Annotated in this window: 22 protein-coding genes and 1 other RNA gene; 17 read left to right on the plus strand and 6 right to left on the minus strand. The window is 37.5% G+C overall.

Going from position 1 to position 19,623, the window contains the following annotated elements:
• A partial coding sequence (locus V7138_RS09600; protein ID WP_335396481.1) for a YppG family protein occupies positions 1–157 on the plus strand: 157 nt, incomplete at its 5' end.
• A gap of 28 nt (positions 158–185) precedes the next feature.
• Here V7138_RS09600 and V7138_RS09605 read toward each other — a convergent pair.
• From V7138_RS09605 to V7138_RS09625, 5 genes are all read right to left on the minus strand, one after another.
• A complete protein-coding gene (locus tag V7138_RS09605) occupies positions 186–362 on the minus strand; it encodes a hypothetical protein (RefSeq protein ID WP_335396440.1) in 177 nt (58 codons plus the stop codon).
• Between the two features lie 14 nt (positions 363–376).
• The gene (locus V7138_RS09610; RefSeq protein WP_335396443.1) at positions 377–625 is read right to left on the minus strand and encodes a sporulation protein; all 249 of its coding nucleotides are present in this window, start codon (positions 623–625) and stop codon (positions 377–379) included.
• Positions 626–648: 23 nt separating this feature from the next.
• Positions 649–843: a hypothetical protein gene (locus V7138_RS09615; RefSeq protein WP_335396445.1), complete on the minus strand. Its 195-nt coding sequence runs from the start codon at positions 841–843 to the stop codon at positions 649–651.
• Between the two features lie 66 nt (positions 844–909).
• Positions 910–1,389, minus strand: coding sequence for an Hsp20/alpha crystallin family protein (locus V7138_RS09620; protein WP_335396447.1), 480 nt, complete (start codon positions 1,387–1,389; stop codon positions 910–912).
• Between the two features lie 116 nt (positions 1,390–1,505).
• Positions 1,506–2,201 (minus strand): Crp/Fnr family transcriptional regulator, encoded by a 696-nt coding sequence (locus V7138_RS09625; protein ID WP_335396449.1) that lies wholly within the window; start codon positions 2,199–2,201, stop codon positions 1,506–1,508.
• 255 nt (positions 2,202–2,456) lie between these two features.
• Here V7138_RS09625 and V7138_RS09630 point away from each other — a divergent pair, with 255 nt between their 5' ends.
• The 7 genes from V7138_RS09630 to V7138_RS09660 all read left to right on the plus strand — a co-directional run bounded on the left by V7138_RS09630 (position 2,457) and on the right by V7138_RS09660 (position 8,927).
• Positions 2,457–4,142 (plus strand): peptide ABC transporter substrate-binding protein, encoded by a 1,686-nt coding sequence (locus V7138_RS09630; protein WP_335396452.1) that lies wholly within the window; start codon positions 2,457–2,459, stop codon positions 4,140–4,142.
• A 136-nt stretch (positions 4,143–4,278) separates the two neighbouring features.
• Positions 4,279–5,208 carry an ABC transporter permease gene (locus V7138_RS09635; RefSeq protein ID WP_335396455.1) on the plus strand — a complete coding sequence of 310 codons (930 nt, stop codon included), beginning with the start codon at positions 4,279–4,281 and terminating at the stop codon, positions 5,206–5,208.
• Entirely contained in the window at positions 5,205–6,134 is a 930-nt protein-coding gene (locus tag V7138_RS09640) for an ABC transporter permease (RefSeq protein WP_335396458.1), read from the plus strand. The genes V7138_RS09635 and V7138_RS09640 overlap by 4 nt, the downstream gene beginning before the upstream one ends.
• A 17-nt stretch (positions 6,135–6,151) precedes the next feature.
• Positions 6,152–7,150 carry an ABC transporter ATP-binding protein gene (locus V7138_RS09645; RefSeq protein WP_335396460.1) on the plus strand — a complete coding sequence of 333 codons (999 nt, stop codon included), beginning with the start codon at positions 6,152–6,154 and terminating at the stop codon, positions 7,148–7,150.
• Positions 7,151–7,165: 15 nt separating this feature from the next.
• A complete protein-coding gene (locus V7138_RS09650) occupies positions 7,166–8,125 on the plus strand; it encodes an ABC transporter ATP-binding protein (protein WP_335396462.1) in 960 nt (319 codons plus the stop codon).
• 250 nt (positions 8,126–8,375) lie between these two features.
• Positions 8,376–8,582: a cold-shock protein gene (locus tag V7138_RS09655; RefSeq protein WP_335396465.1), complete on the plus strand. Its 207-nt coding sequence runs from the start codon at positions 8,376–8,378 to the stop codon at positions 8,580–8,582.
• A 144-nt stretch (positions 8,583–8,726) separates the two neighbouring features.
• On the plus strand, positions 8,727–8,927 hold the full coding sequence (locus V7138_RS09660) for a cold-shock protein (RefSeq protein ID WP_335396468.1): 201 nt from the start codon (positions 8,727–8,729) through the stop codon (positions 8,925–8,927).
• A gap of 103 nt (positions 8,928–9,030) precedes the next feature.
• Here V7138_RS09660 and V7138_RS09665 read toward each other — a convergent pair whose 3' ends face one another.
• The gene (locus tag V7138_RS09665) at positions 9,031–10,536 is read right to left on the minus strand and encodes an MDR family MFS transporter (RefSeq protein ID WP_335396469.1); all 1,506 of its coding nucleotides are present in this window, start codon (positions 10,534–10,536) and stop codon (positions 9,031–9,033) included.
• A 156-nt stretch (positions 10,537–10,692) separates the two neighbouring features.
• Between V7138_RS09665 and V7138_RS09670 the strand changes: the two genes are divergently transcribed.
• The 9 genes from V7138_RS09670 to V7138_RS09710 form a co-directional block, all read left to right on the plus strand.
• On the plus strand, positions 10,693–11,565 hold the full coding sequence (locus tag V7138_RS09670) for a TetR/AcrR family transcriptional regulator (protein ID WP_335396471.1): 873 nt from the start codon (positions 10,693–10,695) through the stop codon (positions 11,563–11,565).
• Between the two features lie 24 nt (positions 11,566–11,589).
• A complete protein-coding gene (locus V7138_RS09675; RefSeq protein WP_335396472.1) occupies positions 11,590–13,050 on the plus strand; it encodes a protein adenylyltransferase SelO in 1,461 nt (486 codons plus the stop codon).
• 134 nt (positions 13,051–13,184) lie between these two features.
• Positions 13,185–15,464, plus strand: coding sequence for a DEAD/DEAH box helicase (locus V7138_RS09680; protein WP_335396473.1), 2,280 nt, complete (start codon positions 13,185–13,187; stop codon positions 15,462–15,464).
• Positions 15,465–15,476: 12 nt separating this feature from the next.
• Positions 15,477–16,739, plus strand: coding sequence for a ribonuclease H-like domain-containing protein (locus V7138_RS09685; protein WP_335396475.1), 1,263 nt, complete (start codon positions 15,477–15,479; stop codon positions 16,737–16,739).
• Positions 16,740–17,142: 403 nt separating this feature from the next.
• Entirely contained in the window at positions 17,143–17,376 is a 234-nt protein-coding gene (locus V7138_RS09690) for a spore coat protein (RefSeq protein ID WP_335396477.1), read from the plus strand.
• A 133-nt stretch (positions 17,377–17,509) separates the two neighbouring features.
• Entirely contained in the window at positions 17,510–18,067 is a 558-nt protein-coding gene (locus tag V7138_RS09695) for a DUF1273 domain-containing protein (protein ID WP_335396483.1), read from the plus strand.
• A 94-nt stretch (positions 18,068–18,161) separates the two neighbouring features.
• Positions 18,162–18,461 (plus strand): cell division regulator GpsB, encoded by a 300-nt coding sequence (gpsB, locus tag V7138_RS09700; RefSeq protein WP_335396485.1) that lies wholly within the window; start codon positions 18,162–18,164, stop codon positions 18,459–18,461.
• Positions 18,462–18,556: 95 nt separating this feature from the next.
• Positions 18,557–18,949: RNase P RNA component class B (rnpB, locus tag V7138_RS09705), an RNA gene on the plus strand.
• Positions 18,950–19,115: 166 nt separating this feature from the next.
• Positions 19,116–19,623 (plus strand): THUMP domain-containing class I SAM-dependent RNA methyltransferase (locus V7138_RS09710; protein WP_335396479.1); only part of this gene is annotated, 508 nt, incomplete at its 3' end.

Raw genomic sequence — 19,623 nt, forward strand, 5'->3', positions numbered from 1 at the left:
GCAGAAAAAAGGGGGAGGGGGCATTCTTAATCAATTTAAGAAAAAGGATGGAACCTATGATATTAATAAAATGATGGATACTGCGGGTCAAATGGTAGGGGCCGTAAATCAAGTGAATTCAATCGTAAAAGGATTAACCAAAACGTTTAAGGTATAGGAGATAGTGATAATAAAAAAGAAAGCTGTCAAGAATATTTCAGCTTTCTTTTTGACGTTTTTTTTTTCTTTTTCTTTTGTTCATGGTATTGTTTCGCCAAAAGCTCTAATGCTTCATTATAGGACAATCCTGAATTAGCATTGAGGCGTTTTACTTCCTCGACATCTGTATTTGAGTATTGCTTTGTACTAAATCCTCTTACCATCTACTTCACCTTTCCTAAAGCAATTCATATACTTCATTCAGTTGATTCACACGTGTAAAATCTTTTTCATCCATCGCATAATTGATTTCATCCGGTAGGATCTTGTTTAAAAATTCGATTTCTTCCTCATCCAAATCCCTCACTAATGCTTCTTCAGTTCGGTATTGGTTATTTATTATTTTTGTGAGGATGGCATGACTTATTTTATTTTCATCGCCATAATTTGAAATCGATTCAATTAAATAACCTAGCGTTTTATCCATAATTGATCACCATTTCAGTATTATTATTCTTCAAAAAAAGAGGTGAACTCTTCTTCATCAGATTTAGACTTTCTATAATACGGGTTATCCTCAGTTACATTTTTCGGATCAAGATTCGTTTTTATAACAAGGATTGGCTCATCACTTGCATCCGCGATAATCCTGTCATTCAGTTCTTTGAAATCAGGTAGATTTTGATTACCTAGCTTTTTCTCCATATATACACCTCCTAGCCATATCATGCTATTCTTCTATGCAAAGTATGTAAAAAAGAGCATGTTATTTCACATGCTCTCATCAATTGTAATTTTTCGTTTTCTCTGTTTTGGAATCCGAATGGTTAACACTCCATTAACGTATGAAGCTTTGAGTTGATTTGTGGGAATTGGGTAGGGGAGCGCGACAGTACGACTTGCTTTGTTAAAGGAATGTTTTTTGACATAATAGTGCTTTTTCTCATTGGTTTCTTCGATTTCCTCAACGTGGTTGACAGTGATCGTGATATATTTTTCTGAGTACTCAATATCGATTTGTTCTTTTTTTACCCCCGGCAGATCAGCTGAAAGAATAAGTTCATTTTCGGTCTCATACATATCAATCGGAATGGTTGAGAAGGGGAATGGTTTTTCAAAGAATTCATCAATCGTGTCAAGCAAACGTTTTACAGGTTGCTGGCTAAAGAAGTCATTCATTGATTTTATGAGTGGTCCGAATGATTCGCTATCATATTTTTTTATCGGTTTATCATACTTATCATCTTTCACGTTTTTCTCCTCCTAGACGTATTTTCTACTGTCACTATATTCACTTCTGATGAAAATGTTTATATTTTGGGCATGAAAAAGAACCGAGTTCCCTTACACTCAGTTCCAATTAGTTTTTATATAAAAAGTTCATCCTCTAAGCTTTCAGGGTCTACAATAATATAACCTTTTTCATCAACTTCCACGATTTCTTTTTTCTTTAATTTTGTTAACGTTCTACTTACTGTTTCACGAGTTGTCCCAATCATATTGGCCAAATCTTTATTTGTAAATTGTGTTGTAATCATGATTTTTCTGTCTTGTCTCTTTTGACCGTCTGTATTACATAACCTCAGAAGCAGCTTAATAATTTGTTCATATGTATTATTTAATATTTGCGCTTCCAATCGGTTTTGAAGGTCTACTATTTTTTCACCTAGAACTTTAAAAAGCTTGATGCTAACCTGCGGATGTTGCAGGAGTACATTTTCAAAATGAGAGATTGAAATAACCACGGCCTTCGTATCCTCCATTACAAGCGCATAAGCAGGATAGTTACCTTTACGGAAAAAACCAACATGAGGGAACATATCCCCATCCTTTTGGACGGTTACAATTTGTTCTTTGCCATTTATATCATTTTTATATATTTTTACTTTTCCGTGATAAATGAAATATACATTCTCTAAAGGATCGTCCTGCATAAAAACATGTGTGCCCTTTTTATAATGACGATATTGGGCAATGTTGACTATCTCATTTAATTCATTATTTGTTAATTCTTTAAAAAGTGGAACCGTTCGTAAAACCTTAGTTATTTCAATCCGATTCATTTATATTCACTCCATATTTTCACTATTATCTTAAGTGTACCAAACTAATAGATTAAAGGTAAAGCACTACCATTTCTAGAGATGAGGATTTATCAGAGTAAAATGTCGTTGTATTAAAGTATGAAAGGAAAACTAGTACTTATCACTTAAATAAAAAAGAAATTTAGCTCAAATGTAATATTTTCACGTTTTTATTTATAGATTTAATGTAGAAATCAATATGGTTTCAAAAAAAAAGTACAGGGGGTCAATCGTTTGAAAAGGAAGTTTTCTGTTGGAATGGTATTATTGCTTTCTATCTTTTTAGCATTATCTGGTTGTTTTAGTGGAGAAACAACAACGAATGAACCTGAAAAGCCAACGACTCCAAGTGAAGAGGGTAAAGAGAATGACCAGGAAGCATCTGGACCAAAGATTCTTCGTTTGAATAATAATGAAGAGCCTGGTTCACTGCACCCAGGGACTGCTCAAGGAACGCATGATTCATGGATTCTTGAACATTCATTTGAAGGGTTAACAAAGAAGACTCCTGAAGGAGAAATTGTAGCTGGAATGGCTGAATCATGGAACCCAAGTGAGGATGGATTAACATGGACTTTCAAGCTTCGTAGTGAGGCAAAATGGTCGAATGGTGACCCTGTTACAGCACATGACTTTGAATATGCGTGGAAATACGCTCTTAACCCAGAAACGGCGTCTACATATGCATATCAACTCTACTATTTAGAGGGTGGAGAAGCATATAATTCAGCTGAAGATGGTGCTGATCTAGCTGCTCTTGAAGCTGCAGTTGGTGTGAAAGCAGTAGATGATACAACATTAGAAGTTAAGCTAGCACAACCAACTCCTTATTTCTTAGATTTAACTTCTTTCTACACGTATTATCCTATTAACAAGGCTGTCCAGGAAGCAAACCCAGAATGGTACCAGGAAGCGGATTCCTATGTATCTAATGGTGCCTTCAAATTAACAGAATGGAAGCATAAAGAAAGCATGAAGCTAGCAAAGAACGAAAATTATTATGATAAAGACAAAATTAATTTAGATGAAGTTCATTTCGTTATTATCGATGATGAAAATACTTCATGGCAAATGTACCAATCAGGTGAATTGGATTTGGTATATCCATTACCACAAGATGTCATTGGTCAATTAAAGGAACAAAATAACCCTGAATTCGAAATTGGAACAGATCTTGCTGTGTACTACTACAATTTAAATACTGAGAAGAAGCCGTTTAATAATGTGAAGATACGGAAAGCTTTATCGATGTCAATTGATCGCGAAACGATTGTTGAGCATGTTGCACAAGGCGGTCAAAAAGCTGCATACTCTGTTGTGCCACCTGGAATCCCTGATGTATCTGGTGATTTCCAAGAAAATACAGGGAAATTGTTCGAAGCAAATATTGAAGAAGCGAAAAAGCTATTGGAAGAAGGACTTGCAGAAGAGGGTCTTGATAAGTTTCCTGCTGTAACATTAACTTATAACACTTCAGATGGGCATAAGATGATTGCTGAGGCTGTTCAAGAAATGTGGCGTAAAAATCTCGGAGTAGAAATTACATTAGAGAATGTCGAGTTCCAAGTGAAGCTTGACCGGGAAAAAGCTGGTGATTATGAGATCTCAAGAGCAGGTTGGGTTGGAGACTATGTAGATCCAATGACATTCATGGATTTATGGGTAACAGATGGACCATATAATGATGCAAACTGGGGCAACCCTGAGTACGATAAGCTAGTGAACTTGGCGAAGACAACTATGGAGCAAGAAGAGCGCATGAAGGCAATGCATGAAGCTGAGAAAATCTTGATGGATGAAATGCCGGTTATCCCAGTTTATTTCTATACAAAACCATATACAGTGAAACCACATGTAACAGGTATCTATACACCAATCAATAGCTATCCACAGTTCATTTATGCGGATATCAAAAACTAAGAAACTAGGAAATCGAGGTATGCTGAAAACCGGCATACCCGATTTTTACTTGCACTTGATGTGCTAGTTAATGCTTCTGCGTTTGCCAAGGGACTTTGAAGCTAAGTAGAAGCTAAATTTAGATAAGGGGGATAACATGCTTAAGTATATTGGAAAACGAGTTGTCCTTGCAGTTGTAACCCTTTGGGTAATTATCACGCTAACTTTCCTCTTAATGCATAGTATTCCTGGAAACCCATTTGCCCAAGAAGGAACAATGCCTGAGGCAGTCTATAATAATCTTCAAAGCTATTATAATTTGGACAAACCTTTACTGGTCCAATATGGTCTTTATTTACTTTCTATTTTACAGTTTGATTTTGGGCCTTCGTATAAATCCTCAACATTAACAGTAAATGACCTAATCGTAAATGGCTTTCCTGTTTCTTTACATTTAGGAACACAGGCTTTACTGATTGCCATTCCGCTGGGATTATTGTTTGGAATCATTGCGGCCCTTTATCGAAATCGATGGCCTGATTATTCATCTATGATTCTAGCGATTATTGGAATTTCTGTTCCAAATTTTATATTGGCTACCTTTCTAATCAATTATTTAGCAGTCGAATTAAGATGGTTCCCAGTGGCTACTTGGAAATCATGGTCCCACACGGTGCTACCAAGTCTGTCCCTTGCGATGATGCCTATGGCGTTTATTGCGAGGTTAATGAGGTCAAGCATGCTAGAGGTGATGGGCCAAGACTATATTTTAACGGCAAAAGCAAAAGGTCTTCAAAAAGGTTCGATTATTTTGAAACATGCCATTCGGAATGCGATTTTGCCGGTGGTTACGATTGTGGGGATATTAATTGCCAATATTGTAACTGGAAGTTTTATCATTGAAAAAATATTTGGAATCCCCGGAATGGGAGAAATGTTTGTAACTAGTATTTTTAATCGGGACTACCCAGTCATTCTCGGTTCGACAATTTTTTATTCAGCGATCCTCATTCTTCTTATTCTCATTGTAGATATCGCCTATACGTGGATAGATCCAAGAATTAAAGTAACGGGGGAGAGCAAATGAAAAATCAACCCAAACTTACAGAAGACATGTTTGCACCTGTTGATCAGAAATTTGAGGAAGCAGAAAAAATTGCAAGATCGAGCATTTCCTATTGGAGGGATGTGTGGAATCGGTTAAAGGAAAATAAATTAGCGATGCTTGGGCTTATCATCATTATTTTGATTGGCATCCTGGCAATTATCGGACCTTACCTAAACGGATACACGTATTATGAACAGGATTTTACAAAGAAGAACCTACGTCCGAATTCAGAGCATTGGTTCGGGACGGATGCTTCTGGACGAGATTTATTCACAAGAGCATGGTATGGTGCACGGATTTCTTTATTTATTGGACTAATGGCTGCTCTAATTGATTTGGTCGCGGGTATTATTTACGGCGGTATTTCCGGTATTCGCGGAGGCAGGACCGATAACATCATGATGAGAATCGCAGAAGTGCTTTATGCCATTCCATATTTGTTAATGGTCATTTTAGTCATGATTGTCCTTGAAAGAGGGCTATGGGCGATTATAATTGCGATGTCGATAACCGGTTGGATACCGATGGCGAGACTTGTTCGAGGACAGGTACTCCAACTAAAGGAATATGAATATGTTCAAGCCGCACATGCGATGGGAGCGAAAACCTCTTGGATATTAAGCAAACATATGATTCCAAATACGATGGGCCCCATTTTAGTAAATGTGACATTAACCGTCCCAACCGCAATCTTTGCAGAAGCGACACTTAGTTTCTTAGGACTTGGGATTCCAGCTCCTCAAGCAAGCTGGGGAACGATGGCAAATGATGCTCTTGGAAGTATTTTAATCGGGAATTTCTATCAATTATTTTTCCCAGCTTTTCTCATCTCCCTAACCATGTTTGCTTTTAATGTGTTCGGAGATGGATTAAGGGATGCACTCGATCCGAAATTACGGAAATAGATGTGGGGGAACAGTAGATGGAAAATATATTAGAAATTAATGATTTGCATGTTTCGTTTGATACAAGTGCTGGAAAGGTAAAAGCAGTTCGGGGTGTTTCTTTCTCGGTTGAAAAAGGAGAGGCAATTGCAATTGTTGGAGAGTCTGGTTGTGGAAAAAGTGTGACTGCCAAGTCAATTATGCGACTTCTTCCATCCCCGCAAGCGAAAATTGAAAATGGTTCAATTGTTTTGAACGGAGAAAACATTGTCTCGAAATCAGAAAAAGCGATGGAAAAAATAAGAGGGAATGAGGTCGGGATGATTTTTCAGGACCCGATGACATCCTTAAATCCAACAACAAAAATTGGTAATCAAATAGCAGAAGGTATTATTCGACATACTAGGATTCCAAAGCGTCAAGCGCTTGAACATGCCGTGAAGATGCTGGAATTGGTGGGGATTCCTCAACCTGAGCAGAGGATTCATCAATATCCCCATGAATTTTCTGGAGGTATGAGGCAAAGGGTGATGATCGCAATTGCCCTTGCATGTAAGCCGAAGCTCTTAATTGCGGATGAGCCGACTACGGCACTAGATGTCACCATTCAAGCACAAATTTTACAGCTAATGAAGGAACTGCAAACTAAAACGAATACCTCGATTATTTTAATTACGCATGACCTTGGTGTTGTGGCAGAAATGTGTAGTAAAGTAGTGGTCATGTATGCAGGGGAGATTGTTGAAACGGGAAGTGTCAAAGAAATTTTTTCGAATCCGACTCATCCTTATACAAAAGGCTTGTTAAAATCAGTGCCACGGCTAGATATGGATAAGCATGAAAAATTATCAACCATTACAGGTACCCCTCCGGATTTACTTGACCCACCAAAGGGCTGCTCATTTTATCCAAGATGTGAAATGGCCATGAAAATTTGTGGAGAGTATAAACCAGAATTTGAAAGTATTAGCCCGACCCAGAATAGCTCATGTTGGCTAAATCATCCGATGGCTAAAATTCGTAAAAATACCGTCTAAGGAGGAGGTCGAATAATGGATGCAAAAACGGATAAGTTGCTTGAAGTGAAAAATATGAAAAAATACTTTTCCATCCAAAAGATACCACTAAAAGCGGTGGATGATTTAAATTTAATTATAAATAAAGGGGAAACAGTTGGTCTGGTAGGAGAAAGCGGTTGTGGAAAATCAACCGCAGGAAAAACAATGATTCGGTTAATGGAACCAACAGCAGGCGAGGTTTTTTTTGAAGGAAAAAATATTTATGAGTATACTCCAAGGCAGATGAAGGAACTTCGGAAGGATATGCAAATTATTTTTCAAGATCCATATGCTTCACTGAATCCAAGGATGAAGATTGAGGATATAATCGGGGAGCCACTTGATATCCACCATCTTGCTAAAGGAAAAAGAAGAAAGGAACGGGTAAGAGAGCTTTTAGAGCTAGTTGGACTTCGTCCAGAACATGCCAATCGTTTCCCGCACGAATTTAGCGGGGGACAAAGACAGCGTATTGGAATTGCAAGGGCGTTAGCTCTCAATCCTAAATTTATTGTTTGTGATGAGCCCATTTCAGCCCTGGATGTATCGATTCAGGCCCAAATTGTTAATCTGTTGAAAAGTCTGCAGAAAAAGATGGGTTTGACCTATTTATTTATTGCACATGATTTATCTATGGTCAAATATATTTCAGACCGAATCCTTGTGATGTATTTAGGGAACATGGTTGAGCTTTCGGATAGTAGGTCGCTCTATGATGAACCACTCCATCCGTATACAAAAGCATTGTTGTCTGCGGTTCCAATTCCTGACCCGGATGTGAAAAGGGAACGAATTGTATTGGAAGGAGAGGTTCCTAGTCCATTATCACCGCCATCAGGTTGTGTGTTCCGAAATCGATGTAAATATGCAATGGATCGTTGTGCAACTGAGATTCCAAAATGGAAAGAAGTTCAGCCATCTCACTATACTGCCTGCCATTTATATGACGATTAATACGGTGGTTTTACAATTATAGGTAGAAAGTGGTATAATATTAAAAAATAGAGATAAATTAATAATAATGCTTATTATAAGGAGTTTCTTATGGAAGTTCGGCATTAACGAAAAGCCCAAAAGGCGAAGTTAGCCGTAGTAGCGCATGATAAGCGCTCTTAGAAATACTTTTATAATAAGTTTTTTTATTGCCTAGTTGTCATGTTTTTTGGAAAGTTTCGTGCCAACCAAAACGAAGGAGATGATTTGAATGGCTTTTGGAAGAAGACCAGTCGAAGAAATTGTTACTGAGGAAACGAAGGTGTGGGAATGTACATCTGAGGAATGTAATGGATGGGTACGAGATAATTTTAAGAGTACAACAGAACCAAGCTGTCCATTGTGCGGGTCTGAAATGGAGACAAATACAAGATTATTACAGGTTGTTAACAACCATAATAAGAGCTTTTTAGCATAGGTAAAAACATTGTTTCCTCCATAAAAAAATGTTTTTAATAAAATACAAAAAATTTTTGGTTATAAAATGGTTTTTCTATGGACATAATAATTCATGCAATACCTTGCGACAATTCTTTTGTTGCATTACATAGGAGGAAACAAGATGGCACAAGGAAAAGTAAAATGGTTTAACAGTGAAAAAGGCTTTGGATTTATTGAAGTTGAAGGTGGAGACGATGTATTCGTACACTTCTCAGCAATCCAAGGCGATGGGTTCAAAACGTTAGAAGAAGGTCAAGAAGTTACTTTTGATATCGAAGAAGGTAGCCGTGGGCCACAAGCAGCTAATGTTCAAAAAATGTAATGAACCAATTATAAACCGTTCAAAACAGATTCTATTTTAGAATCTGTTTTTTGGTGTTAAGAGGAAATAAGAAATCCCCCTGAATTGAATCAGGGGGATTATTCTAATTTGTAGCAGGTTTAGCAGTATTTGCTTTTTCAAGCGTTGGAATTCCCTTTCCGCTGACATCCACTCGTTTAATAAACAATGCTAAAGCTAAAGCTACGATATTAATACCAAGGGCAACAAGGAAGGAATAATTAATTCCTGCTAGTAATGCCTGTTGACTAATAAGACTTTGTGTACTTTCAGTTATGGTTGTTGGGTCTATATTTGCTATTAGGCTTTCACCTTCTGATTTAGCTACACTGTTCATGATTGTTACTAATACTGCAGTTCCGATAGAACCAGAAACTTGTTGAGCGGTATTATTGATTGCTGTCCCATGTGGATATAAATGTGCTGGCAACTGATTTAATCCGTTCGTCATAATTGGCATCATAACCATAGACATACCGAACATACGAAGAGTGTACGCCGTAATGATATAGGCGTAGGAAGAATCAATCTGTAATTGCGTTAATAAATATGTTGATATTGCTGTAATGACAAGGCCACAAATGGAAAGTAGTCGTGGACCAAATTTATCAAATAATTTACCAGTAATCGGTGACATAATTCCCATAACAATGGCACCTGGGAGCATCATTAGCCCCGATTCAAAAGGTGATATTCCACGAACGCTTTGTACATAAGCAGGAGTTAAAATCATTCCTGAAAACATCGCTACTGCGTTCACGATAGCAATAACGGATGCGAGTGTAAACATTGGGTATTTATAGGCTCTTAAATCGAGAAGTGGTTTATCTAATTTTAATTGACGTAAAATAAATAAGATTAACGTCATCCCACCAATAAGTAATGAAGTCAAAACAAGGCTATCAGTCCATCCATCATTACTTACAGAACTGAATCCGTATAACAATCCACCAAAACCAAGTGTTGATAAGAGAACAGAAAGGTGGTCGATTGTTGCATGTTTATTAACTTCCATCACGTTTTTAGATTTCCAAATCGCTAGCACTAAACTAATAACTGAAAGCGGTAAGATCATTTCAAATAATACGCGCCAGTCGTAATGCTCGACAATATAACCTGACAAGGTCGGTCCGATGGCAGGTGCTGTAATCATAACCAATCCGAATACACCCATTGCTGTTCCACGTTTTTCAAGAGGGAAACTAACAAGCATGATGTTCATCAATAGTGGTCCCATCACAGAGGAGCCAGCTGCTTGAACCATACGTCCGGCGATTAAGACTCCAAAGTTAGGAGCGAAAGCAGCCATGGCAGTACCAATTGTAAAAATTAGCATGGAAGTAATAAAAAGGCTTCGATTTGAAAACCTTGTAATCAAGTATGCTGAGGCTGGTATTAACACACCGCTGACTAACATATACCCTGTTGCAAGCCATTGAACGGTTGAGTAATTTTCAATATTTAAATCAATCATAATAGATGGTAAGGCAACATTTAATAATGAGTTATTTAAAAATGAAACAAATGCCCCTACAAAAAGTATAGCTAACATCAAATATGGAGGCTTTTTTTCCTGAAATGTTGAATCCATAAATGTATCCCCTCGATTCATTCTTTTAAATTTGTACTTGAATGATTTTATACTACAAGTTCAATTTGTGCAATATATTTATACTTGAGGTATAATATTCTTGAGTTAGAAAATAAATTGGTTACATGGAATAAGAAGGAAATTAGCGGAGGACGTATGAATAATCGTAGGCGACGAGTAGCAGATGTAGCATTGAAATTATTTGTTGAAAAAGGATTTCAACAAACTTCCATACAAGATATTATCGAACATGCAAATATTTCAAAAGGTACTTTTTACAATTATTTTTCGAATAAAAATGATTGTATTGCTGAAATATTAGAAGGGTTACGATATGATGCAAGCCAAATTCGAATGGAGATGCAGGTTGGGAAAGATGAAACAGACCGAACTGTTTTAATCGACCAAATTTCAATTCTGACTGAATTAAATAAGGAACGAAACCTTAATACTATTTTTGAGTCTATTTTAAATTCAAATGAAGTTGAACTGAAGAAAATGGTGATGCATCATCGTATTCATGAGTTGGAATGGTTAGGGGGGCGATTTGTTGATGTTTATGGTGAAGAAATAAGACAATATGGTTTAGAACTATCCATTCTCTTTTACGGAATGATGCATTATATTATTTTTACAATAAAGTTTACGAATAGTGAACATTCTGTTCATCGTATTGTAGAAGTTGTGCTTTCATATTTGGAAGCGATTATTCCAATCATGAAAGAAAGAGGGAGCCCTTTGCTCGATTCTAACTCACTCCATTTTCTACAAACCAGAATCGATCGAAAGGTGCTTTCAATTGATGAACTAATAGAATTAGCACAAAATATCGAAAAGGAAGCTACATTCACAACAGACCAGCAAGATTTATATGATTCCATTGTTTCAGAATTAAAACGTGAACGGATTCGCAAGAGTGTCATCCAGCCTTTAATAAAACCATTTCAGCAGTATTTTGTACAAACAGAAATGGAATCTCAAGTAAATACATTTACAAACTTCCTTTGGTACTATTTAAGAATGCACTGATTTAAAAACTAAAAAGGGGTGGTTATGATTACAAAAAATAAAATCGGGTGGAACTTTGACAACAGCTACGTAAAGTTGCCAAAGGAATTATATTCAAAAACAAATCCAACACCTGTACGTGAACCTGAGCTCGTTATCTTAAATAAACATTTGGCTGAATCACTTGGCTTAGATGTAAACAGTTTAATGGAAGATGGAATAATGACTTTTGCTGGAAATCAAATTCCTAAAGGTGCAGAACCTATTGCACAAGCGTATGCTGGCCACCAGTTCGGACATTTTACAATGCTTGGAGACGGTCGTGCAGTGTTGCTTGGCGAACAGATTACACCTAATGGGAGACGCTTCGATATCCAACTAAAAGGGGGCGGTCGAACACCCTATTCCCGCGGAGGAGATGGCCGTGCCGCAATTGGACCAATGCTGCGTGAGTATATCATTAGTGAAGCAATGCATGGATTACGCATTCCGACGACTAGAAGTTTAGCTGTTGTGACCACAGGTGAACCGATTTATCGGGAAACGGTTTTACCAGGTGCTATTCTTACACGTGTTGCATCCAGTCATATTCGGGTGGGTACGTTTCAATTTATAACGGGACTTGGAAAAATAGATGAATTGAAGAAATTAGCGGACTATACAATTGAACGTCATTATCCTGAAATAAAAAATGTTGAACACCCTTATCTGGCGCTTTTACGAGTGGTAATTGAACGTCAAGCGGCATTAATTGCGAAATGGCAGTTAGTCGGTTTTATTCATGGTGTTATGAATACAGATAATATGACCATAAGCGGGGAAACAATTGATTATGGTCCATGTGCATTTATGGATAACTATGACCCAAAAACTGTGTTCAGTTCTATTGATACAGGTGGGCGTTATGCCTATGGGAACCAGCCATATATTGGCGGTTGGAATCTCGCTCGCTTTGCAGAAAGCTTATTACCCCTCCTTCATGAAAATGAGGAACAGGCACTCCAATTAGCACAAGACGAAATAACGAAATACAATGGTATTTATCGTGATAATTGGCTGAACGGAATGCGGATAAAACTTGGCCTATTCAATCAAGAGGAAGACGATCTAAAGCTTATTGAAGAATTCCTGGAATGGATGGAACTTAACAAAGCAGATTATACGAACACATTTGTCGCCTTAACCTTTGGTAAGCTTGAAAACCAAGCAATTTGTGGCACGGATGGTTTTATCAATTGGCAGCAAAAGTGGAAGGAAAGACAAAACAGACAGGATCGAACAAAAGAAGAGATAAAGGATTTAATGAGAAACTCGAATCCAGCAGTCATACCTAGAAACCATCGTGTAGAAGAAGCACTTGAGGCTGCGGTTGGAGGAGATTATAGTGTCATGGGACAACTTTTAGAAGTACTAAAAGATCCTTTTGCGCACTCAGAGAAACAGGCGGAATTCGCTAAACTACCGGAACCAACCAACAAACCTTATCAGACATTTTGTGGAACTTAATAAAATCTCACAGCACGCCTTTAACGGTGTGCTTTTTGTATGCTAAAAATACCAGTAAGACATTTAAACGAAATCACTTCAAAAACGAACGTTTATTCTGTACAATAGAGATAGAAATTCTGAGGTGATTTTTAATGAAATTTCGCAAAAATATCCATGAATTAATAGATTTTATCAAAGAAAATTCACAATATGCAAATAACATTGTTCACTGGCATACGATTGAGGCGACCCCAGCTCAGACAATGGACATGCCAGCTTCAATTGATGAACGATTACGAGGGGCATTGGAGAAAAGAGGGATTCATCACTTATATACCCATCAGCATTCCGCCTATGAAATAACACAAAGCGGACGTAATTTTGTTGCTGTAACACCAACGGCTTCGGGGAAAACACTTTGTTACAATTTGCCCGTTTTACAGACTATTGTCGAGAATGATCAAGCACGGGCTCTTTATCTTTTCCCAACAAAAGCATTAGCACAAGACCAAAAAAGTGAACTAAATGAAATCATCGAGGAAATGGGTGTTGCCATCAACAGCTATACATATGATGGTGATACACCAGCAAATATTCGCCAAAGGGTACGTAAAGCAGGACATATTGTTATCACAAATCCTGATATGCTTCATTCGGCAATTCTTCCTCATCATACAAAATGGGTTTCATTATTTGAAAATCTAAAATATGTGGTGATAGATGAACTACATACGTATCGCGGTGTGTTCGGAAGCCATGTCGCAAATGTCATTAGAAGATTGAAACGAATTTGCGAATTTTATGGGAGTAGTCCGATTTTTATGTGTACATCCGCGACGATAGCGAATCCACAGGAACTCGCTGAAAACTTAACTGGAACCAGCATGGAATTAATTGATAATAATGGAGCACCAACCGGAAGAAAACATTTTGTTTTTTACAACCCACCGATTGTCAATAAACCGCTTAATATTCGAAGAAGTGCGACGCTGGAGGTACGTAAGCTCGCAAGTGAATTTTTACAAAATAAAATCCAAACGATTGTCTTTGCCAGGAGTAGGGTCAGGGTCGAAATCATCCTGACGTATTTGCAGGAGCTTGTTAAGCATAAGCTCGGACCAAAAGCCATCCGTGGTTATCGAGGAGGATATTTACCAAAGCAACGGCGCGAAATTGAACAAGGTCTTCGTAATGGTGATATTTACGGGGTTGTCAGCACAAATGCACTTGAATTGGGTGTAGACATTGGACAACTTCAAGTTTGTATTATGACAGGCTACCCTGGAACCATAGCAAGTGCTTGGCAGCAAGCAGGACGTGCTGGCAGACGCCAAGGGGAAGCGGTTATTTTTATGGTTGCTAGTTCCAATCCACTTGATCAATATATGATACAAAATCCAGAATACTTTTTTAGTAGAAATCCTGAAACTGCAAGGATTAACCCTAATAATCTCGTAATTTTAATTGATCATATAAAATGTGCTGCCTATGAACTGCCATTTAAGGCTGGGGATACATTTGGAGAGCTAGATCTTGAAGACATTCTAGAGTTTTTAACAGAGGAACGAGTCCTTCACCAAAATGGAGATAAGTGGTATTGGATGAATGACTCCTTTCCCGCACACAATATTAGCCTTCGGTCAGCTTCTCAAGAGAATGTTGTGATCATTGACCAAACTGATATTGCAGCTGTAAAGGTGATTGGGGAAATGGATCGGTTTAGTGCGATGACATTACTTCATGATGAAGCTATTTATTTGCACCAAGGTGTTCAATACCAGGTTGAAAAATTAGATTGGGAAGAAAAGAAAGCTTTTGTTAGAGAAGTAGATGTGGATTATTTCACAGATGCAAACCTAGCTGTTAGTCTTCGGGTTTTGGAGGTTGATAAGGAACGCTCGAGGGACTCAATTGAAATTGGCTATGGTGATGTTTCGGTACAAGCGATGGCAACGATTTTTAAGAAAATAAAATTTGAAACCCACGAGAATATTGGTTCTGGACCGATTCATCTTCCAGAGGAGGAGCTCCATACATCATCTGCATGGATAAGTCTAAAAAAATCGGAGCTTGAGGGAATCAGTGATGAGCGGATTGAGGAAGGGTTAGTAGGAGTGGCGAATGTGTTAAGACATGTTGCGCCGCTGATGACCATGTGCGACCCATCAGACTTGCATGTTGTTCCGCAGGTGAAAGCTGTACACAATGAGCAGCCAACAATCTTTTTATATGATCGTTATCCCGGCGGAATTGGCTTAAGTGAAAAAGTCTATGATGCAATGGAAAATCTCCTTCGTGAATCTGAAGACTTAATTCGAAAATGTTCCTGTGAATCCGGATGTCCTTCCTGTATTGGGACAGATGTGGTTCATGAAAAAGCCAAAACAGATGCATTAACATTAATTTCAAAGTTAAAACATGGAAAGTATTAAGGGAGTTCCAAGATGTCGATTAAAGGGAAACTAAAACGGTTAAAAAATCATATTGTAAAAGAAGATAAGCAGAAATCGAAATCTGTCGAATCTTCTATTGGTGTCGGAGAAATTCCCTATCTTGAAAAATGGAAGGAATTTGGGGCGGAGGCCTTTTATTTTGATGGGACATATTGCATGGTTCGGAAAGTGGAATATCCATTGGATTATCAACATGGTTTATATTCGTTTTCAAAATTAAATGATGTAATTGATATGTGGAATTCATCTACAATAAAGCATCCTTTGTCAGCCAAAGGTCATCGTCCTTCCGATTTGTTTTTCTTTGATACGGAAACAACAGGTTTAGGTGGGGGGACAGGTAATACAATCTTTTTATTAGGGCATGCAAGAGTACAAGAAGATAAAGTTATACTAACCCAACATTTTTTACCGAATCCAGGTGCTGAGGTTGCCCTATATCAAAGCTTCCTTTCCAGTGTTGATTACACCACATTAGTCACCTATAACGGAAAATCCTTTGATTGGCCACAGGTAAAAACAAGGCATACTTTAATTCGGGATGCTCTTCCTAAATTGCCGGATTTCGGACATTTTGATTTGTATCATGCAGCTAGAAGGCTATGGAAAAATAAACTGGATTCTGTAAGGCTTTCTAATGTGGAAGCGAATATATTAGACATCAAACGTGAAGGTGATGTCCCTGGTTATTTAGCGCCGATTCTTTACTTTGATTTTTTGGAAAATCAGGTACCAGATGGAATCTTCGGTATCATGAAACATAATGAGATTGATATTTTATCATTATTGACGTTATACATCCATCTATCAGGAGTAGTGATATTGAACGAAAAACATAAATATACTTCCGATAAGTACGAAGTAGCGAGATGGCTTGAGGCTTTAGGGGAGACAAGAAAAGCACAGGAATTATATGAACAAGTAGTGGATGTAGATTTAGATAAAGTATCCAAGGCAAAGCTTGCCCTCGCATTTCTTTCCAAAAAAGAAAAGAGGCTTGAGGAAGCCATGAAGCTATTTTTGGAAGTTCATGAAAAAGGTGATGATCATGATGCGATTGTTGCGAGTACAGAGCTTGCGAAATTTTATGAGCATCATCGTAAAGATTACGAAACTGCTTGGGACTTTGCAAATAGCGGTTACATGAGATGGAGAGAAACGGGACTTTCAGATAATAAGACAAAAAATACGAAAATAGAAAGCGAGTTTGAGAAGAGAATCCTAAGAATAAGCAAGAAACTTCAAAAAAGTTAGAAAATATTACCCGGGTAAGCGCAAATTCAGCGTTTTTTCGCGTTTTGTTTGTCGATTTTATGAAAAATATGGGGCTTCCTTCATTTGTCATTGTAGAACCATGTAATACCATGTAAAATAGTGTTTTGTGTAAAGGAAATATTATTTTAGATGGAGAGAGTAATAGTATGTATAAGAAAATCTTATTTCTATACTTTTTTGTTCTAGTATTAATTGTACTCGTGTTAACTGGAATTAAAGATGGCTCATATGCCTTTTTCTCATAAAAACAGAAATTCGATAGGTCCTATTACTGTACTTTTTTAAAACATTTCCTAAAAAATAGGTGTTTTGATTAGTACATGACTCTCCTTTCTTTCATAGGCTATTAATGTAATACAGATGAAGGAAAGGAGATAAAAAAATGTTTTGTCCAACAAATGTAATGCAACCTATTGTTCACCCAACTCAATGTTGTGTTCAACACCACTGCTGTAAAACAATTGTTCCACATATTCATCCTTCACATACGCAACATATAAATCATCATATGTATCAACATATGCATTATTTCCCACACACGGAATCAGTTGCGACTGAGGTAACAAATCAACACTTCAATTGTGGAGCAAGACCACCAGGACCATTTATCGGCTGATAAACAAAAATAATAATTTAAGAATGTAACAAATAAACTGACAAAAACACAACAGGAACTGTAATGGTTCCTGTTTTACATATGACTTTTAGCATGGCTACAGTGAAATTTTTAAAAAAGGAGATTAGACATGATAAAGGTTGTTGCAATAACAGGTTATAAACCATTTGAGCTTGGGATTTTTGGACAAGACCACCCGGGAATCCAATATATTAAATTAGCCTTGAAACATGCGTTGATCCCGATGATTGAAGAGGGACTTGAATGGGTCATTATAAGCGGGCAACTTGGGGTTGAGCTTTGGGCGGCGGAAACAACTTATGAGCTTCAGGAGGAATACCCAGACCTTAAGCTTGCAGTCATTACTCCATTCCTTGACCAAGACGAAAAATGGAATGAAACAAACAGAGAATATTATCAATTTATTCTGTCACAAGCAGACTATGTTAACAGCATCACAAATAGGAAATATGATAATCCATCCCAGTTTCGATTAAAAAATGCTTTCTTTCTTAACAAAAGTGATGCATTATTAATTCTATATGACGAAGAAAAGGATGGCAGTCCACGTTACATGAATTCGGAGGCGAAAAAAAAGTCCGAAAATGAAGGTTATCCGCTTATTACGATAAACGCATACGACCTTCAGGTAATCGTAGAAGAGGAACAATACAAAAATAATGATTACTAAAAAGGACAGCTTCGCCAATATAAATTGACAATACATGAAATTTTTGAAAAAATAGATATAGGAATAATGGGGAAAGTGTATCGAGGTGAATTCTATGTTATCTGATAAAATAAAATTAACTGCAACACAAATACTTGAAAAAGAATTTAAATCAGGCATGAAAGGCTATAAACAAGAAGAAGTTGATAAATTTTTAGATGTAATTATCAAGGATTACGAAACATTCTATCAAGAAATTGAAGAACTTCAGCAAGAAAATCTACGATTAAAGCGTCAGCTAGAGGAATCATATAAGAAACAGCCACAGGCGCAAACAGGTACTACTAATTTTGATATTTTAAAACGATTATCAAACCTTGAAAAACATGTATTTGGTAGTAAGCTGTACGATTAAGGTCTACAGGTTTTAATGCCGGAAAAATTTACTAGTGTGTTATTACTTGCAATTGTAATGTTTTTTTACTATACTATTTTTTGCACACATTAATAACGTTCGGGTAATCGCTGCAGGGCAACCTGCAGAGGAAAGTCCATGCTCGCACGGGCTGAGATGTCCGTAGTGATCGTGCCTAGCGAAACGATAAGCTAGGGTAGCGAGGAGTAATCTTTGCTAACGGCAGGGAAAAAACCTAAGTCCATTGGATATGGTTTGACTACCTTTAAAGTGCCACAGTGACGAAGTCTTGTAAGAAATTACAAGAGTGGAACGAGGTAAACCCCACGAGCGAGAAACCCAAATAATGGTAGGGGCACTTTCTTCCTTGGAAATGAACAAGGAGAAGGACAGACGGCTGACCGTCTGTAGATAGATGATTACCACCGGAGTACGAGGTATTCGTTATACCGACTGAAGTACAATGGAACAAAACATGGCTTACAGAACGTTATTAATTAAACGAAATTACATGTTGAATAAAGAAGCAAAGCTCTTCAGGATGAAGAGCTTTTTGTATGCATACATAACTTTCTGCAAGCAAATCTTGCTTTACACGTTTAGTTTCTTTATTCTTTTACTATAAATGAATGTACATAGTTAGGGTGAACGTGAATGGGAAAAATAACACTAATTGCCACAGCTGCAATGGGGATTGAATCGATAGTTGCTAAAGAAGTACGGGATTTAGGCTATGAATGCACGGTTGAAAATGGAAAGGTTACATATGTTGCTGACGAACAAGCCATCTGTCGCAGCAATCTTTGGCTTAGAACAGCAGACCGAATCAAGCTGAAAATCGGTGAATTTAAAGCAACAACCTTTGATGAACTATTTGAAAAAACAAAAGCTCTTAATTGGGGCGATATTATTCCAGAAAATGCTGAGTTTCCGGTTATCGGAAAATCCGTAAAATCAAAGCTCTTTAGTGTCTCTGATTGCCAGAGTATCGTAAAAAAGGCGGTTGTTGAAAGCTTAAAAAAGCATTACCGTAAAACTTCTGGCTGGTTTGAGGAAACAGGCCCTCTATTCCGGATAGAAGTAGCCTTGCTTAAAGATGTTGCCACATTAACAATCGACTGTAGTGGAGTTGGGTTACATAAACGAGGATACCGTGTTGATC

Source organism: Bacillus sp. JJ1533 (assembly GCF_036965045.1).
GTDB lineage: Bacteria > Bacillota > Bacilli > Bacillales > Bacillaceae_L > Ferdinandcohnia.

Excerpts from the sequence above, each read along its gene's own strand:
- V7138_RS09605 (WP_335396440.1), bottom strand. The coding sequence starts at position 362 with ATGGTAAGAGGATTTAGTACAAAGCAATACTCAAATACAGATGTCGAG.
- V7138_RS09610 (WP_335396443.1), bottom strand. The coding sequence starts at position 625 with ATGGATAAAACGCTAGGTTATTTAATTGAATCGATTTCAAATTATGGC.
- V7138_RS09615 (WP_335396445.1), bottom strand. The coding sequence starts at position 843 with ATGGAGAAAAAGCTAGGTAATCAAAATCTACCTGATTTCAAAGAACTG.
- V7138_RS09625 (WP_335396449.1), bottom strand. The coding sequence starts at position 2,201 with ATGAATCGGATTGAAATAACTAAGGTTTTACGAACGGTTCCACTTTTT.
- V7138_RS09635 (WP_335396455.1), top strand. The coding sequence starts at position 4,279 with ATGCTTAAGTATATTGGAAAACGAGTTGTCCTTGCAGTTGTAACCCTT.
- V7138_RS09640 (WP_335396458.1), top strand. The coding sequence starts at position 5,205 with ATGAAAAATCAACCCAAACTTACAGAAGACATGTTTGCACCTGTTGAT.
- V7138_RS09645 (WP_335396460.1), top strand. The coding sequence starts at position 6,152 with ATGGAAAATATATTAGAAATTAATGATTTGCATGTTTCGTTTGATACA.
- V7138_RS09650 (WP_335396462.1), top strand. The coding sequence starts at position 7,166 with ATGGATGCAAAAACGGATAAGTTGCTTGAAGTGAAAAATATGAAAAAA.
- V7138_RS09655 (WP_335396465.1), top strand. The coding sequence starts at position 8,376 with ATGGCTTTTGGAAGAAGACCAGTCGAAGAAATTGTTACTGAGGAAACG.
- V7138_RS09660 (WP_335396468.1), top strand. The coding sequence starts at position 8,727 with ATGGCACAAGGAAAAGTAAAATGGTTTAACAGTGAAAAAGGCTTTGGA.
- V7138_RS09665 (WP_335396469.1), bottom strand. The coding sequence starts at position 10,536 with ATGGATTCAACATTTCAGGAAAAAAAGCCTCCATATTTGATGTTAGCT.
- V7138_RS09670 (WP_335396471.1), top strand. The coding sequence starts at position 10,693 with ATGAATAATCGTAGGCGACGAGTAGCAGATGTAGCATTGAAATTATTT.
- V7138_RS09675 (WP_335396472.1), top strand. The coding sequence starts at position 11,590 with ATGATTACAAAAAATAAAATCGGGTGGAACTTTGACAACAGCTACGTA.
- V7138_RS09680 (WP_335396473.1), top strand. The coding sequence starts at position 13,185 with ATGAAATTTCGCAAAAATATCCATGAATTAATAGATTTTATCAAAGAA.
- V7138_RS09685 (WP_335396475.1), top strand. The coding sequence starts at position 15,477 with ATGTCGATTAAAGGGAAACTAAAACGGTTAAAAAATCATATTGTAAAA.
- V7138_RS09690 (WP_335396477.1), top strand. The coding sequence starts at position 17,143 with ATGTTTTGTCCAACAAATGTAATGCAACCTATTGTTCACCCAACTCAA.
- gpsB (WP_335396485.1), top strand. The coding sequence starts at position 18,162 with ATGTTATCTGATAAAATAAAATTAACTGCAACACAAATACTTGAAAAA.